13 protein-coding genes are annotated in these 15868 nt (G+C 65.9%); 5 read left to right on the plus strand and 8 right to left on the minus strand.

Translation table 11 applies throughout. The annotated features are described in order from the left end of the window. Nucleotides 1–43: 43 nt before the first annotated feature. Complete coding sequence (locus ACSFBF_RS13345; protein ID WP_435467639.1) at nt 44–1126, minus strand: tartrate dehydrogenase; 1083 nt, start codon at nt 1124–1126, stop codon at nt 44–46. A gap of 349 nt (nt 1127–1475) precedes the next feature. Here ACSFBF_RS13345 and ACSFBF_RS13350 point away from each other — a divergent pair, with 349 nt between their 5' ends. Continuing rightward, nucleotides 1476–2903 carry a sensor histidine kinase gene (locus ACSFBF_RS13350; protein WP_435467641.1) on the plus strand — a complete coding sequence of 476 codons (1428 nt, stop codon included), beginning with the start codon at nt 1476–1478 and terminating at the stop codon, nt 2901–2903. 31 nt (nt 2904–2934) lie between these two features. Then, complete coding sequence (locus ACSFBF_RS13355; RefSeq protein WP_435467643.1) at nt 2935–3792, plus strand: aldo/keto reductase; 858 nt, start codon at nt 2935–2937, stop codon at nt 3790–3792. Nucleotides 3793–3799: 7 nt separating this feature from the next. On the opposite strand, the gene ACSFBF_RS13360 is transcribed toward ACSFBF_RS13355, so the two are convergent. The 6 genes from ACSFBF_RS13360 to ACSFBF_RS13385 form a co-directional block, all read right to left on the minus strand. Next, a complete protein-coding gene (locus ACSFBF_RS13360) occupies nt 3800–5290 on the minus strand; it encodes a nucleobase:cation symporter-2 family protein (RefSeq protein ID WP_435467645.1) in 1491 nt (496 codons plus the stop codon). Between the two features lie 157 nt (nt 5291–5447). Beyond that, nucleotides 5448–6431, minus strand: coding sequence for an NAD-dependent epimerase/dehydratase family protein (locus ACSFBF_RS13365; RefSeq protein WP_435467647.1), 984 nt, complete (start codon nt 6429–6431; stop codon nt 5448–5450). Nucleotides 6432–6475: 44 nt separating this feature from the next. Continuing rightward, nucleotides 6476–8248: an EAL domain-containing protein gene (locus ACSFBF_RS13370; protein WP_435467649.1), complete on the minus strand. Its 1773-nt coding sequence runs from the start codon at nt 8246–8248 to the stop codon at nt 6476–6478. A gap of 257 nt (nt 8249–8505) precedes the next feature. Further along, the gene (locus ACSFBF_RS13375) at nt 8506–9261 is read right to left on the minus strand and encodes a GntR family transcriptional regulator (RefSeq protein WP_093081335.1); all 756 of its coding nucleotides are present in this window, start codon (nt 9259–9261) and stop codon (nt 8506–8508) included. Nucleotides 9262–9275: 14 nt separating this feature from the next. Further along, nucleotides 9276–10013 carry an aspartate/glutamate racemase family protein gene (locus ACSFBF_RS13380; RefSeq protein ID WP_435467652.1) on the minus strand — a complete coding sequence of 246 codons (738 nt, stop codon included), beginning with the start codon at nt 10011–10013 and terminating at the stop codon, nt 9276–9278. 28 nt (nt 10014–10041) lie between these two features. Beyond that, complete coding sequence (locus ACSFBF_RS13385; RefSeq protein ID WP_435467654.1) at nt 10042–11535, minus strand: NCS1 family nucleobase:cation symporter-1; 1494 nt, start codon at nt 11533–11535, stop codon at nt 10042–10044. A gap of 350 nt (nt 11536–11885) precedes the next feature. Between ACSFBF_RS13385 and ACSFBF_RS13390 the strand changes: the two genes are divergently transcribed. Then, nucleotides 11886–13241 (plus strand): M20 metallopeptidase family protein, encoded by a 1356-nt coding sequence (locus ACSFBF_RS13390; RefSeq protein WP_435467656.1) that lies wholly within the window; start codon nt 11886–11888, stop codon nt 13239–13241. Between the two features lie 38 nt (nt 13242–13279). Here the strand turns inward: ACSFBF_RS13390 and ACSFBF_RS13395 are convergent, their stop codons facing one another. Beyond that, the gene (locus ACSFBF_RS13395) at nt 13280–14467 is read right to left on the minus strand and encodes a hypothetical protein (RefSeq protein ID WP_435467658.1); all 1188 of its coding nucleotides are present in this window, start codon (nt 14465–14467) and stop codon (nt 13280–13282) included. Between the two features lie 145 nt (nt 14468–14612). Here ACSFBF_RS13395 and ACSFBF_RS13400 point away from each other — a divergent pair, with 145 nt between their 5' ends. Together ACSFBF_RS13400 and ACSFBF_RS13405 are read left to right on the plus strand one after the other, a co-directional pair. Continuing rightward, a complete protein-coding gene (locus ACSFBF_RS13400; protein WP_435468776.1) occupies nt 14613–14999 on the plus strand; it encodes a VOC family protein in 387 nt (128 codons plus the stop codon). 114 nt (nt 15000–15113) lie between these two features. After that, nucleotides 15114–15863 (plus strand): TerC family protein, encoded by a 750-nt coding sequence (locus tag ACSFBF_RS13405; RefSeq protein WP_435467660.1) that lies wholly within the window; start codon nt 15114–15116, stop codon nt 15861–15863. The last annotated feature ends 5 nt before the right edge of the window (nt 15864–15868 follow it).

Consider the following 15868-nt stretch of genomic DNA (forward strand, 5'->3'; position numbering starts at 1 on the left):
AGCACGCCGTCGGCGTGATCGCGCCCCGAATAAGAGCAGTGCGTCATGCCGAGATGCAGCTAGCAATCGCGCGACCCACATCCACGGTGTTTGCAGTACCGCCCATGTCGCGGGTGCGCGGACCTTCGCTCAGCACCGTCTCGATAGCCGAGATCACCGCAGCCGAAGCCTCTGCGTACACAGGGTCGTTGTTGCCCAGATGGTCGAGCATCAGCGCGGCCGACCAGATCTGGCCGATCGGGTTGGCGATGCCCTTGCCCGCGATGTCGGGTGCCGAGCCGTGCACGGGCTCGAACAGGGACGGGAATTTGCGTTCGGGGTTCAGGTTGGCCGAGGGCGCGATGCCGATCGTTCCGGTGCAGGCCGGGCCCAGGTCGGACAGGATGTCGCCGAACAGGTTGGAGGCCACGACCACGTCGAACCAGTCGGGGTGCTGCACGAAGTGCGCGCACAGGATGTCGATGTGGTACTTGCTGGTTGCGATGTCAGGATGGCGCTTGGCGATTTCGGCGAGGCGCTCGTCCCAGTAGGGCATGGTCACCGAGATGCCGTTCGACTTGGTCGCGGCCACGAGGTTCTTGCGCTTGCGGCGGCTGGCGAGTTCGAATGCGTATTCGATGATGCGGTCTACCCCGACGCGCGTGAACACCGCTTCCTGAATCGCCATCTCGCGCGGCGTGCCTTCGAACAGGCGCCCGCCCACCGAGGTGTATTCGCCCTCGGTGTTCTCGCGCACCACCAGAAAGTCGATGTCGCCGGGCTTGCGGTGCGCCAGCGGGCCGGGCACGCCGGGCATCAGGCGCACGGGGCGCAGGTTCACGTACTGGTCGAAGTCGCGGCGGATCTTGATGAGCAGGCCCCACACGGCGATGTGGTCGGGCACCTTGTCGGGTGCACCCACCGCACCGAAATAGATCGCGTCGTGGCCCTGGATCTTGTCGGCCCAGTCGGCCGGCATCATCAGGCCCGTGCGCACATAGTGGTCGGAGCCCCAGTCGAAGTGGTCGTACGAAAAATCGATGCCGAAGCGGCGACCGACCGCGTCGAGCACGCGCAACCCTTCGGGCATGACCTCGACGCCGATGCCGTCTCCGGGAATGACGGCAATCCTGTGCTTTTTCTGCATTGACTCAACCTGTTCCAAGTTCGTTTCGTTCGGTGCGCCAGCGCTCGTGACGCGGGGCTTGTCGAAAAATTCTAGAAGCGAGAACTGGGCCCGAAGAGGGGGTTGGCACCCAAATTGCCTTGACAAAATCAGAAGGCAAAGCGGAATGCCTTTGCAGGGAATTTCACAAATTCCCTGTCGTGAAATTGACTTTGACTTCAAAAAATTAGAAGGCGACAGGCATCTACGACCGACCACTTGCCGGCTCCAACAACCGGTTCATGAAGGTTTTCTGAAGCCCCCGGCGCGGGCGTGCCGGATACTCCACGCGCTTGCGATGCGCTCCGCAGAGACCGCCGCCTGGAGGACCATGAATCTTTTGCCTGTCGCCATGACGGCGCTTGCCCGGCGCTGGAAACGGTGGTTGCAGCCCTCGCTGCTGCGGCGCCTGCTGCTGGCGCAGATCGCGGTGGTCGTGCTGCTGTGGAGCGCCATCCTGGCGCTGTTCCTGTACGACTCCAACCGCGTGCTGGACCTGGTGCGCTACGACAAGATCTTCGCCAGCGTCATCGCGATAACGCAGAGCCTTGCGGCCGACCCTGCCCGTCAACAGGAGGCCCTGAAGGCTTTTGACCTTGCGCTGCTCGAAACCTCGGGCGACTTCGCTTCCGAGAAGGACAGGGCGCCCGTCATGCAGGTGTGGCAGCAGGGCCGGCTCATCTACAACTCCACGGCCGCCGCGCCGGTCATGTACACAGCGGTGCCGGGCCAGGTGGAAAACGTGCGCGTCGGCGAGCGCGTGTGGCGTGCGCGCACCATGACTTCGCCATCGCTCGACACCCGCGTGCTGCTGGCGGAGCCGAACGTCCTGCGCTTCAGCTTCACTGTCGACCACCGCAGCTACTACCTGCTGCCGCTGGCAATCAGCCTGCCGTTTCTCGTCTTTCCGGCATGGCTTTCGGTGTTGTTCGCGCTGCGGCCCTGGCGGCAGGTGACGCGGGAGACCGCCGAGCGCGGACCGGCCGACCTGACGCCGCTGAGCTTCGAGCCGCCGCACAAGGAGCTGCAGCCGCTGGTGCGCAGCATCAACGGCCTGCTGCGCAGCGTGCGTGACCGGGCGTCGCGCGAGCGCGGGCTGATCGCCGATGCGGCGAATGAACTGCGTACGCCGCTCGATGCGATGCGCGTGAACGTCGAGGCGCTGAAGGAACAGACCGCCGACGCAGGCCAGCGCGAGCTCATGGTCAACCTGCTGCGCAGCAACGACCGCGCCGCGAGGCTGGTGGGCCAGCTTCAGCAGTTGATGCGCAGCGACGAGATACCGCAGGATGCCGTGCCCATGCGGCTCGCGTTTGATGCGCTGGTGCAGGAGCGCATCCCGTTCGTGGAAGGCCTTGCCCGCGTGCGTGGCATCAGGCTGGACTTCGCGTCCGAGGGCGCGGTGCTGGTGTTCGGAGAGCGCGAGAGCCTGATCTCGATGGTGAGCAATCTCGTTGAGAACGCTATCAAGTACAGCCCGGATGGCGGCACAGTCACCGTGCGTGTCGGGTGCGAACCGGAATCGTCGAAGGCCGTGCTGCGCGTGACGGACCAGGGGCCAGGCATTCCGCCCGAGCTACGCGAACGCGTGTTCGACCGCTTCTTCCGCAACCCGGACCAGACGCAGTCGGGCAGCGGGCTGGGGTTGGCGATCGTTCGCTCGGTGTTGAACAAGCATGGCGGCCGGATTGAACTGGCAGCCGGTGAAGACGGGGGCGGCCTGCTCGCGACCGTGTGGCTGCCGTTGTCGACGGGCTGACAGGGCCTTGCGCGCCCCGTACCATGGCCCGATGCGAACACTCCAACTCCCCACCGGCGGCGAGATGCCGGTCCTCGGCCTCGGCACTTGGCGCATGGGCGAAAACGCCGGGCATCGCGCGGCCGAAGTAAAGGCTGTGCGCGAGGCCATCGCGCTCGGCTACCGGCTCATCGACACCGCCGAGATGTACGGCGAAGGCGGTGCAGAAACCGTCCTGGGCCAGGCCGTCGGCGAGGCCTTGCGCGCGGGCGACGTGCGGCGCGAAGAGCTCTTCATCGTCAGCAAGGTCTATCCGCACAACGCCAGCCGGCGCGGCACGCGCGAGGCCTGCGAGCGCAGCCTGAAGCGGCTGGGGCTCGACGCCGTCGACCTCTACCTGCTGCACTGGCGCGGCAGCCATCCGCTGCGCGAGACGGTCGCGGCGATGCATTCGCTGGTGGCCGACGGGCGCATAGCCCACTGGGGCGTGAGCAACTTCGACACCGACGACATGGAAGAGCTGGTGCAGGCCGTCGGCGACGGTCCTGGGTGCGCGGCCAATCAGGTGTACCTGTCGCTCGGCGAGCGCGGCCCGGAGTTCAGCCTGCTGCCCTGGCAGCGCGAACGCGGCATGCCGCTGATGGCCTACAGCCCGATCGACCAGGGCGCGCTGGCCGAGGACGATGGGTTGGGCGAATTGGCCAAGCGGCTCGGCGTGACGGCCGCGCAACTGGCGCTGGCCGCGGTGATCGCGCGGCCGGGTGTGGCGGCGATTCCGAAGGCGGTGCGCAGCGTGCACCTGAAGGAGAACCTGGCGGCCGCAGAGCTGAAGCTCGATGCGGCGACTCTCGAAGAACTCGACCGGTTGCACCCACCGCCGCGGCGCAAGGGGCCGCTGGCGATGATCTAGCAAAGGCTCAGTGAGCCTCGGCCTGCTTGGCCGCAGCGATCACTGCCTGCTCATCGTGCTTGGCGCCGTTGAGGAACAGGTTCAGCAGCACCGCCGCAATCGACGCCAGCAAGATGCCCGACTCGATCAGCGAGTGAATCGCATGCGGCATCCATTGCTTGAAGTTGGGCGCGATCAGCGGAATCATGCCGATGCCGATGGACACCGCGACGATCATCGCGTTGTGGCGGTTGGTCTTGAAGTCCACACCCGACAGGATGCGGATGCCGGTGGCCGCCACCATGCCGAACATCACGAGGCCCGCGCCGCCGAGCACCACCGTGGGCAGCGACTCGATCAGCGCGGCCATCTTTGGCAGCAGGCCCAGCACGATGAGGATCGCGCCGCCGGCCACGCACACGTAGCGGCTCTTGATGCCGGTGACGGCCACGAGGCCCACGTTCTGCGAGAAGCTGGTGTACGGAAAGGTGTTGAAGATGCCGCCGATCAGCGTGCCCAGGCCATCGGTGCGCAGGCCGCGGGCCAGGTCCTTCTGGCTGATCTTGCGGTCTGTCATTTCTCCTAGCGCGAGGAACATGCCGGTCGACTCGATCATCACCACGATCATGATGAGCGTCATCGTCAAGATCAGGATCGGATCGAACTGCGGCATGCCGAAGTGAAAGGGCAGCACGACGTCGACCCACGCGGCCTTGCCCACTTTCTCGTAGGTCATGAGCCCGGTGACTGAGGCCACGACGGCGCCGATCACGATGCCCAGCAGCACCGAGATGTTGGCGATGAAGCCCTTGGCGTACTTCACGATCAGCAGGATCGACACCAGCACCAGTGCGGCTACGCCAAAGCCCGACAGGTCGGCGTACTTGGGGTTGGGCACCGTCGGCATGATCGCGAAGCCCTTGGGCACGGCGGGAATGGAGCTGCCCGGCGAAGTCACTTCGGCCAGCCACTTCGCATAGACCGGGTCGACCAGCGCGGGTGCCGTCGGGCCCACCGGGTTGCCGAAGATCCAGTTGATGCCCACGCGCATCAGGCTGATGCCGATGACCGCGATGATGGTGCCAGTGACCACCGGCGGAAAGAAGCGCAGCATTCGGCTCACCAGCGGCGCGATCAGTATCGACACCACACCCGCGCCGATGATGGCGCCGAACAGCAGCTGCGCGCCGTTCTGACCGGGGTTGGCATTGGCGATGGCCACCATTGGTGCGACGGACGCGAAGGTCACGCCCATCATCACGGGCAGCTTGATGCCGAAGAACTGCGTGGCGCCCAGTGCCTGGATCAGCGTGGCGATGCCGCAGCAGAACAGGTCGGCCGAGATCAGCAGCGCGACCTCGTCGGGTGTGAGCTTGAGCGCGCGCCCGACGATCAGCGGCACCGCGACGGCGCCCGCATACATCACCAGCACGTGCTGCAGGCCGAGGGCCGCGAGCTTGCCCGAAGGCAGGCGCTGGTCCACGGGATGGACTGTTGAGAGAGAACTGTCGGCCGTCATCGTTGGGCTCCTGCTGCGGCGAGAAGGAAGGTGGGCGACACGGCTTGGCATGCGCACACCCCGTTTTGTGTACGCCAAACTGTATACAACTTATGCAACAATCCGACTCAGGAAAACCCGCATCCGGCGCGGGCCCTCATGGCGCCCCCGCCTGGTGCTACGCGACGGGGTAAGGGCCTTCGTCGAAGGCTTCGGCGTGGTAGCCCTTGCTGCCCACGTCGCGCGCCAGCTGGCTGCGGAAGTCGCGGCCCTCGCGCAGGCACTGCAGCACATGGGCGAAGTCGTGGCGCGGCTGCCAGCCCAGGTAGCGCCGTGCCAGTGCGTTCACGTAGACGCGGTCGAGCTGCGCGGGCAGCTTCCATCCTTGCTTCGCGTACAGCGCCTCGCACTCGGGGAACAGGCGTCGCAGCACCCGTGGCGCGCTTTCGCGCAGCATTGGCAGGTCGTCGCGCGCGAAGGGCGTGGTGGCCGAGACGATGTAGCTGCCGAAGCCCAGCGCCGGGGCGCGCGCGGCGGCGAGCAGGTGCGCTTCGACCACGTCCTCGATGTCGACCCGCCGGTGCAGCAGCTCGTTGGCTTGTGCGTTGTCCAGCGAATAGAGGCTGCGCACGGCGGCATCGTCGTCGTCTTCGGGGAAGAAGCGCGACGTTTTCAGCACGACGACCGGCAGGCGCTGCCTGCGATGGAACAGCTCGCACAGGCTCTCGGCGGATGTCTTCGTCACGCCGTAGATGTTCTTTGGGGTCGGCGTCACGTCTTCCGTGATCCAGGCGGCGGGCATGCCCTCGGCAGGCGTGAGCGCCGAGCCGAAAGTGCTGGTCGTGCTCGTGAACACGAAAGAGTTGACGCCAGCCGCCACCGCTTCTTCGAGCAGCACCAGCGTGCCCGTGATGTTGGTGTCGACGAAGTCCTGTAGGCTGTGCGTTGCCACATGGGGCTTGTGCAGCGTGGCCGCATGGATGACGGTGCGCACACCTTTCATGCACTCGCGAACGAATGCGCGGTCGGCGATGGAGCCGACGCGGTCGGTGAAGGCGGAGGGTGCGATGTCGATGCCGAGTGCGGCTTGCGAAGTCGTGCGCAGGGTGCGCATCAGGGCCTCGCCGAGGTGGCCGGCGCTGCCGGTGATCAGGGTGGTCATGGCCGCGAGACTATCGCCCGACGCCAGGGCCGTCCACGCATAAGTTATGCGCGTGGCCGGGCCTCGCGCACCGTGAGGCCCGAGGCCGTCTGCTTGGCGTCGTGCTTTGCAATGGCGGCTTCGCTCGCCACATCCTCGGCATGGCTGAACATGCCCGGTGGAATGCGCACCGCGCCGATGGACAGCGTCGAGAAGGGCGTGAACCGGACCACGCCATGCCGGTCCTCGCCTTCGATGCCACCGGACTGCCTTTCCGCCTCGTCGTAGAGGCTGGGCGCCTGCCGGTTGAAGTCGTCGATCAGAGCGGTGCAGCGCCGGTGCCAATCAGGGCTCTGGAACAGCACCAGAAAGTCGTCGCCGCCGATGTGGCCGACGAAGTCGCGATGGGCGTCTGCGTGCTGCGTTGCCAGCCGTGCGAGCAGCAAAATCATTTCGTCGCCGCGCCAGTAGCCGTAGTGGTCGTTGAACACCTTGAAGTTGTTCAGGTCGGCGTAGCAGGCAGCAAAGTCGGCGCCGCTGTCGAGCAGGCGCGCGATGTGGATGTTGATGGGGATGTTGCCCGGCAGCGAGGTCAGCGGGTTGGCGTGCCGCGCCGCCTCGATGCGCGCCTCGGTCACCGCGCGCACGAGCTGGTCGCCCGTGCCAAGGCCAACGTAGCGCTTCTTCTCCGTGACGATGAAACCTTCGCTCAGGTAGCGCTGGTCTTCCGACATCAGGATGCCGAGCAGGCTCTCGACGTTCTCCTCGCGCTCCACGATGCGCGGGGTGCTGCTGCCGTAGGCCAGGCAGGGGCGGCGGCCGTGGACCTCGCGGAAGTACATCCGTGCGTAGTCGTTCATGAACGACTGCCGGTTGATCAGCGAAACGGGGGTGCCCTTATCGACCACGGCGAGTGCATGCAGCTCGGGGTGCTTCTGGAAGATTTCAGAAACCTCGTCGATCGGCGTCTGCGGGCTGAGCGCAGGCGCCTGGATGACCAACAGGCTGCGCAGCACATTGGGCTGCGACGTTTGAGACGCATGCGGCATCACCGCGATGCGAGTGTCGCGGATGGTGGCCGCCATGGGCTCGGGCAGGGCTGGCTGCAGCGCCGGTGCCGGCCTGCCGAACAGGTAGCCCTGGCCGTGGGCAATGCCGAGGTCGCGCAGCACGTGCAGGTCTTTCGCGTCTTCCACGCCTTCGGCGATGAGCTCGGTGCCCAGCGCGTTGCCGAAGCCGACGATGGCGCGTACAAGTGCCACGCTCTGCGGGCTGTTCGCGATGCCCTGGGTCAGCAACTTGTCGATCTTCACGAAGTCCGGCTGCAGCTCTTTCCAGCGTCGCAGGTTGGAATGGCCTTCGCCGAAGTCGTCGAGCGCAACGCGCGCGCCCAGCGCATGCAGCGCCTCGACCGCGCGGCCCAGCGCTTCGGGGCTGCCGGTGGCCTGCTGCTCGGTGAGCTCCACGGTCACGTCGCGGGCGCTGACGTCGTGGTGCGCGAGCATGCGTTCGAGCCAGCACGCCGTGCCCACGCCGCCCATGGCCGCGACCAGTGCGTCGGCGCTCATGTTCACGAACAGCCGGCCCGCATCGGGCAGGCGGCCCCACTGGGCGAGGATGGCTTCCACGCACAGCAGCTCGAACTCGGTCAGCCGCGACTCGGCCGCGGCAAGTGCAAGCAGCGCCTGCGGGCTGTGGAGCGGGGTGCCGGCCGGTCCGCGAATGAGGGCTTCATGGCCGAAGACCGTGCCCTTGCGCAGATCCACGATGGGCTGGAAGAAGGGCGAGATCGCAGGAGGCGAGGCAGGGGTGGCGTTGGGCCGGGTTTGCCGGGGCATGCTGTGGAAGTTGTTCGTCGGCGACGCTCGCGCACGGGAAAAACGCGTAAGCCATTTGGGCTACATCATGACGCGGTTGTGTGACAGCCGCACCGGCCCTGCCGGCCGTGGGGTCAGGCGACGGTGGTGACGATGCGGCCCGTGTGCCCATCGGCCAGCGCGATGCGCTCCCACAGCACGCGGCCCGGGAGAATCGGGATGATCCGGTCGGCGTTGGCCTCGGTCGAGATCTCCAGCGAAGAGAGCTCGCCTGCGTGTCAGGCGAGCAGCGCCTTGACCAGGTCAAGTTGGCGGTCGGGCTTGTCGGTGCCGAGTTCGAGGCTGGATTCGATGCGCTCCAGGTGGTCGATCATGCTTGTCACGGCCGCTTCCACGTCGCCCTTGCGGCACAGGCGCAGGAAATCGGCGTGCTCGTCCGACGAGCAATGCGGGTCGTTCGACGAGTGGTAGAGCATGGCGATCAGCGAGCTGCGCGCCACCAGTTCGCGCACCAGTTCGGCCAGTGTGCGGTTGCCGGTGGCCTCGGCCAGCGCCACGTGGAAGTCGCCCAGCAGCTTCTCGCGCACGGTGCCCGTGGTGGTGGTCTGGCGCAGCGCGGTGCGCTCGAACTTGATGTGCTGCTCCAGCACCTGGTAGTCGCGCGGCCGCGCGGCGGCGATGAAGAGGCGCACCACCTCGCTTTCGAGGATGCGGCGCACCGCGAACACCTCGCGGGCCTCTTCCACCGAGGGCTGGCAGACGAAGGCGCCCTTGTCGGGAATCATCTCGATGAGCTTGTCCTTCGACAGCATCAGCAGTGCGGCGCGCACCTTTGTGCGGCTCACCGAATACACCCGGCCCAGCGCTTCTTCGCGCAGCCAGGTGCCGGGCGGCAGGCGCTTTTCGACGATCGCGGTGGCGATGTCGTTGGCGATGCTTTCGATGGAGCTGTTCTTGTCGGCTGCAGCCACGCCGTTCTCGTCCGGAACGGCGGTGGCAGGGGAAGCGGAGGGTTTGGAACTGGCGCGGGGCATGCGCGGATTGTGGCCTAGCGCGGCAGGGTGAAGCCCTCGAGCGCACCAATGATGGGCTTGGGCAGGGGCTTTGCCAATTCGCCGCGCTTGCTGGTGCGCAGCTTCAGGGCAACGAGCGATTCGATGACCTTGGTGCCCGCGGCCACGCCGTCGATCACGGGCACGCCGAGCACTTGCTCGATGTGCGCGCACAGGTCGGTCATGCCGGCGCAGCCGAGCACGATGCAGTCTGAGCCGTCTTCTTCGAGCGCGCGCCGGCACTCGTCGACGATGCGTTCCCGCGCACCCGAGCCGGGCTCTTCCAGTTCGAGCACGGGCAGTTCGCAGGCGCGCACGTTGGCGCAGAAGCGTTCCATGCCGTAGATCTCGGCCAGGTGCCAGGCTTGGCCCATGGTGCGGCCCAGCGTGGTCACCACGCTGAAGTGGCTGCCGATCATGCTGGCCAGGTGCATCGCCGCCTCGGCGATGCCCACCACGGGGCCGCGTGCCAGCTCGCGCGCGGCCTTCAGGCCCGGGTCGCCGAAGCAGGCGATCACGTAGCCGTCGATGCCTTCGCGCTCGCCCGCCGCGATCTCCTGCAGCAGCCCCGGCACGGCCAGCGCTTCGTCGTAGTGGCTCTCGATGGAGACCGGCCCCATGGCCGGGCTCACGGCCACGATCTCGGTGCCGGCATGCGCCACCGCGCGGGCGCAGGCACCGATCTTCTCGGTCATGCTCCAGGTGGTGTTGGGGTTGATGATCTTGATGCGCACGGCGCGGTCCCTTTCTTTCTCTTTCAGTTCAAGTCTTGCTGTTGCGGTTCAGCAGGGCATAGAGGACAAAGCCCAGGCCCATGCCGATGAACCAAGCATAGTTGGCGCCACCGCGAAGCGCCGGCACCATCACGCACAGGATCGGCACGAGGGCCGACGGCACCAGCGCCTGGATCGCCTTCGGGTTGTAGCCGCCGCTGTACCAGTATTCGCCCTTGGGGCTCATGGTGTAGAGCGCGTCCACGTCGATGCGCTGCTTGCGCACGATGTAGTAGTCGGCAATCAGAATGCCGAACAGCGGGCCGATGAACGAACCCAGCACGTCCAGCGTGTAGTGAATGACCTCGGGGCTGTTGTAGAGGTTCCACGGCGTGAGAAACACCGAGCCCACCGCGGCGATCATGCCGCCCGTGCGCCAGCTGATGTGCTGCGGCGCCACGTTCGAGAAGTCGAAGGCCGGCGAGACGAAGTTGGCCACGATGTTGATGCCGATGGTGGCGATCATGAAGGTCAGCGCGCCCAGCACCACGGCGGTGGTGCTGTCGATCTTGCCCACGGTGTGCACCGGATCGGTGATGAGTTCACCAAACACGGGCAGCGTGGCGGCGGTGGTGATGACGGTCAGCAGCGAGAAGAACACGAAGTTCACCGGCAGGCCCCAGAAGTTGCCCTTTTTCACCGCGTCGAAACTCTTGCCGTAGCGCGAGAAGTCGCCGAAGTTGAGCATCGGGCCGCTGAAGTAGCTCACCACCAGCGCAATGGCCGAGAGCATCACGGGCAGCGCGTCCCAGCCCTGGAACTTGATGCCGCCCAGGTTCAGGTCGATGTTGCTCCAGCCGGCCTTCCACACCAGCCAGCCGCAGAGCACGGCCATCACCACGTACACCGCCGGGCCGGCCCAGTCGATGAACTTGCGGATGGCGTCCATGCCGCGCCAGAACACGAAGGCCTGCAGCACCCACATGACCATGAACGCGACCCAGCCGAGGGCCGAGAGGCCGACGAAGCCGTACTGCGCGACATCGGCATACGGCGCCAGGCCGGGCGCCATGTGCAGCGCCAGCACCATGAAGGCCGCCGAGGCGAGGTACGTTTGCACGCCGTACCAGGCCACCGCGATCAGCCCGCGGATGATGGCCGGAATGTTCGCGCCCAGCACGCCGAAGGACGCGCGGCAAACCACGGGGTAGGGCACGCCCGTCACCTGGCTGGGCTTGGCTACCAGGTTGCAGAAGAACTGCACGATCACGATGCCCACCAGCAGCGACACCAGCACCTGCCAGCTCGACAGGCCCAGCGCGAACAGGCTGCCGGCCGTGATGTAGCCGCCCACGCTGTGCACGTCGGACATCCAGAACGCAAAGATGTTGTATTGGCCCCAGGTCTGCTTCTTCAGCGGAGCGAGGTCTTCGTTGGTCAGGCGCGGGTGGTAGCCGGGCTTGATGACGGCGTTCGATTCCGCGTGCGGCGCGATGCCGGCTTCGCTTGCCCCCGCGGGGGCCTGGCTGACGACTGTGCTCATGGTCTTTCCTCGTGCGAGTGGGGTGGATTGAGTGCCTGCTTTTCGGATGCGTTATTTGTATACAAAAAATGCACTCAATCAAGACCATTCGAGGAATCATATATCCGTAGATTCCCTGATGCGCTGTGGGTGGTGCTCCGCAGGAACAAGGTGCGTCGGAAGAACAAGGTGCGTCGGCGTACATCCGGCCCGAACTCGCGCCCGACGCTATGGCGCTGTTCGGCCCACGGCAACCGAATGGCTGCGCAGCGCCGGACGATCTGGTCTATCGATTGCTAGAGAACATTCGCCGGGGCTGAGCCCGGCAACACATGATCCCTGCAAATTTTTCGGCAACTCTCCTGAACACCATGAACATTCGACGCTACATCTGCGCTTTCATTCTCGGAGCCTCCTTCATTGGAGCCCATGCGCAGAGTGCGGCACCTTCAGCGGCAGCCTCGTTGCTCTCGCAGGCCCTGGCACTGTCCGATGGCGCGCAGCCCCAGGTTGTCGAATGGCGCCGGCACATTCACCAGAACCCCGAACTGGCCTACCAGGAGACCGGCACCGCGAAGTACATCGCCCAGGCCCTCGCCGGCATGCCCGGTCTGGAGGTGCATACCGGAATCGCCGGCACGGGCATCAAGGCCGTGCTTCGTGGCGGCCGCCCGGGCCCCGTGGTGGCGCTGCGGGCGGACATGGACGCCTTGCCCGTGGAGGAGCGCAACGAGCTGCCTTTCAAGTCCACCGCCAAGGCGGACTGGTTGGGCAAGCCCGTCGCGGTGTCGCATGTCTGCGGGCACGACTCGCACGTCGCCATGCTGCTGGGTGCGGCCAAGGTGCTGTCCTCATTGCGTGACCAGTTGGCGGGCACGGTCGTCTTCATCTTCCAGCCGGCTGAGGAAATCGGCCCGGGCCTGGGCAAGTCCAGCGGTGCCATGGCCATGGTGCGCGAGGGTGTGCTCGACAACCCCAAGGTCGACGTCGTGCTCGGCCAGCACATCAGCAACCAGGCGCCTTCCGGCGCGATCCGCTACAGGCCGGGTCCGATGCTGGCCAGCATCGACGTGTTCAACATCAAGTTCAAGGGCACGGGCGGACACGGCGCAGCGCCGTGGGCCTCCAATTCGCCCATGCTGGCCGCGGCCGAGACCGTGCTGGGCTTGCAGAACATCGTGAGCCACCGGCTCAACCCGACCATCGACGGCGGGCCAACGGTCGTGACCACCGGCATGCTGCAAAGCGGGAATCGCTTCAACGTGCTTCCCGAGACGGCCGAGATTGCCGGCACGATCCGTGCGCTCTCGTCCACGAACCAGAAGATCGCCCAGGAGGAGATCCGCCGTCGCGCCACAGGCATCGCGGCCAGCTACGGCGTGCAGGCGGACGTGAAGATCGACAGCGGCGATGGCTACGAGGTGCTGGTCAACGACCAGGACGCCACGCTCTCGCTGGTGGGGGCCTTCGGTGCCGCCGCCGGCGGCGCCGCGAAGGTGAGCCAGATGCCGGCTTCCATGGGATCGGAAGACTTCGGCGCCTTCGGCTCGACCGGTGTGCCGGTCGTGTTCTGGATGCTGAACGCTTCGCCGATGGGCGACAAGGACGGGCCGGTGAATCACTCGCCGTTGTTTCAGATCGACGAGTCGGCGATGCGCGTGGGCGTTCGCGCACTGACCGCGGCGACGCTTTCTCAACTGACCAGCGCGCGGTTCCAGGGGCGCTGAACGTTTGCGGCGGCGAACGGCCGCAGAGAGGAGACCGCTCAGTGCAGGCTGTAGTGGTAGTCGTAGCTGCGCAGCCGAAGCCTTGGCTTGCGCGGTTCATCGAAATGAAGCTGCAGCAGATTGCGCGGGTGGGCGGTGTCCACCAGCAGCTGGTTTTCGGACTCGGGCGAGCCCGCCTGCGACAGCGCGAGGCGTTTGAACACGTTGGTTAGGGCGGCTTCGGCGTCCTGTGGCTTGTACTCGTCGTCCAGCAGCAGTCCGGGTTCGGCGATGTGCGCCTGATGGAGCCAGTACCAGACTCCTTCATTCGGTATCGCGGGTTGGGCGCCGGGGTTGCCTTCGTCTGCCGGGGTGTTGGGCGGCTCCTTGGGAGCGACGCCATCCGGGTCCCAGGCCAGGGCGCCGAGGCCGTCGCCGATCTCCACGAACACGGCCACGCTGCGCTGGTAGCGCGCGAGAACGGCGGGGGGCAGCAAGGCGTTCAGGGCCTGGTCGCCACCGCCGAGAGCATGGCCGCCCAAGCCCAGCAGCAGGTCGATGGGCGTCTGCAGGCGGTGGGGAGGCAGGAAGTACGAGTTGCCGATCTCGATGTTTGCCCCGCCCAGCACTTCGCGCAGCACCGCGGGCAACCGGACGTTCAGGCGCGTCTCCGATTCGAGGAGTGCTGCTTCCGCGGTGATGCCGGCAGGCAAGTGCGGCTCGCCCACCTCTACCAGCCGGGACAGATGGGCAAAGGCCTGGACCCGATCGATCAGGGGCTGGCTCCGGTCGTACAGCGGATGGGAGACAGGGGCCATGTCGAGCACGGCCCAACGCTTCTTGAATGATGTGGCTCGCCCTTGCGCGTCGACATGCGATCCGCGCAGTTCGAGTCGCTGGAGTCCGGCGGGCAGATCGAAGACCACCGCAGGGAGCTTCTTCAGCCCGGGCAGCACGGCCTTGTGCTCCAGCCGGGCGACGGTCCTGCCATCGATCAGCACATCGGCATTCACCTGCTCGCCTGCGGCGAGCCAAGGGTGGATTCCGGCCTTGCCGTTCTTGGCTCCCTGCGGCATCGCCTGCGCAGGAGCGCTCTTGCCGAAAATCCGCGACAGCCCCGTCCACAGTCCGGCAAGAGGCGATCGCGGGTGCTGGTGGACATGATCGGCAGGAGAGGGAGGAGTCGCTGGCATCTTCGCTGTGGATTCAGAAATTCGATGCCCCGCAGTGTCGCTCGACTGATGCATCGAAATTGGTGTGGCTCACAAGAAAAATATATCGCTTTCGATAATGAGGGCCGCTGCCTAAAGTTGCGCCCATCCCACCCCTTGATCCGATGGAAAGCCCATGAGCACCACCAGCACCCGCATCCCGTTTCATCTCGCGTTCCCCGTGCGCGACATCGCCGAGGCACGCGCCTTCTACGGCGACCTGCTGGGATGCCCCGAAGGCCGCAGCGCGCCTGAATGGGTGGACTTCGATTTCTACGGCCATCAGATCGTGGCCCACCTGGCGCCTGACGAATGCGGCCACCACCAGAGCAGCCAGGTCGACGGTCACGACGTGCCTGTGCGTCACTTCGGCGCGATCGTTCCCATGGACCAATGGCAGGCCATGGCCGACAAGCTCATCGCCCGCCAGACCAAATTCGTCATTGAGCCCTACATCCGCTTCAAGGGCGAGCCCGGCGAACAGGCGACGATGTTCTTCCTGGACCCCTCCGGCAACGCCATCGAGATGAAGTCGTTCGCAGACCTGAGCTCGCTCTTCGCACGCTGAACGGGCAATGGCCCATGGGTCGCGGGGGCGCTGGTGCCCGATGCGCGCGCGCCTTTAAGATGCGCTCGCCCGCCGCGGTCGCCGACCGCGCGTTAACGCAACAGAGTCGCGCCCATGCTCCAACTTCTCTCCGATCCCCAAGTCTGGATTGCCTTCGCTACCCTGACCGCGCTTGAGCTGGTCCTCGGGATCGACAACATCATCTTCATCTCGATCCTGGTCGACAAGCTGCCGCTGGCCCAGCGGGAGTTCGCGCGGCGCATCGGTCTTTTCATGGCCATGTTCATGCGCATCGGCCTGCTGTTGGTGCTGGCGTGGATCGTCGGGCTGGTGAAGCCGCTCTTCGAGGTGTTCGGCCAGGAGATCTCGGGCCGCGACCTGATCCTGATCCTGGGCGGGCTGTTCCTGATATGGAAGAGCACGAGCGAGGTTCACCAGTCGCTGGAGGGCGAACACGAGCACAAGCAGAGCACGGCCAAGGCGACCTTCGCCTCGGTGATCACGCAGATCATGATCATCGACCTGGTGTTCTCGCTCGACTCGATCATCACCGCGGTCGGCATGGTGGACGACGTGCGCGTGATGATTGCGGCGGTTATCGCCTCGGTGCTGCTCATGATGCTGTTTGCCGGGCCGATCGGCCGCTTCGTCTCCAACCATCCCACCATCAAGATGCTGGCGCTGTCCTTCCTGGTGGTGGTGGGCGTCGTGCTGGTCGCCGAAGGCTTCGAGCATCACGTGCCCAAGGGCTACGTGTACTTCGCAATGGCTTTCTCGCTGAGCGTGGAAATGCTCAACATCCGCATGCGCAAGAAGTCGGCCAAACCCGTGGTGCTGAATCCGCCCCACATACCGGGCGATTGAAGGGC

The organism is Variovorax nivicola (genome assembly GCF_051216475.1).
Taxonomy (GTDB): Bacteria; Pseudomonadota; Gammaproteobacteria; order Burkholderiales; family Burkholderiaceae_C; genus Variovorax.

Bases quoted from the DNA above. Each gene is read 5' to 3' on its own strand.
- ACSFBF_RS13350 (WP_435467641.1), top strand. From the start codon at position 1,476: ATGAATCTTTTGCCTGTCGCCATGACGGCGCTTGCCCGGCGCTGGAAA.
- ACSFBF_RS13365 (WP_435467647.1), bottom strand. From the start codon at position 6,431: ATGACCACCCTGATCACCGGCAGCGCCGGCCACCTCGGCGAGGCCCTG.
- ACSFBF_RS13355 (WP_435467643.1), top strand. From the start codon at position 2,935: ATGCGAACACTCCAACTCCCCACCGGCGGCGAGATGCCGGTCCTCGGC.
- ACSFBF_RS13370 (WP_435467649.1), bottom strand. From the start codon at position 8,248: ATGCCCCGGCAAACCCGGCCCAACGCCACCCCTGCCTCGCCTCCTGCG.
- ACSFBF_RS13375 (WP_093081335.1), bottom strand. From the start codon at position 9,261: ATGCCCCGCGCCAGTTCCAAACCCTCCGCTTCCCCTGCCACCGCCGTT.
- ACSFBF_RS13345 (WP_435467639.1), bottom strand. From the start codon at position 1,126: ATGCAGAAAAAGCACAGGATTGCCGTCATTCCCGGAGACGGCATCGGC.
- ACSFBF_RS13390 (WP_435467656.1), top strand. From the start codon at position 11,886: ATGAACATTCGACGCTACATCTGCGCTTTCATTCTCGGAGCCTCCTTC.
- ACSFBF_RS13360 (WP_435467645.1), bottom strand. From the start codon at position 5,290: ATGACGGCCGACAGTTCTCTCTCAACAGTCCATCCCGTGGACCAGCGC.
- ACSFBF_RS13395 (WP_435467658.1), bottom strand. From the start codon at position 14,467: ATGCATCAGTCGAGCGACACTGCGGGGCATCGAATTTCTGAATCCACA.
- ACSFBF_RS13385 (WP_435467654.1), bottom strand. From the start codon at position 11,535: ATGAGCACAGTCGTCAGCCAGGCCCCCGCGGGGGCAAGCGAAGCCGGC.
- ACSFBF_RS13405 (WP_435467660.1), top strand. From the start codon at position 15,114: ATGCTCCAACTTCTCTCCGATCCCCAAGTCTGGATTGCCTTCGCTACC.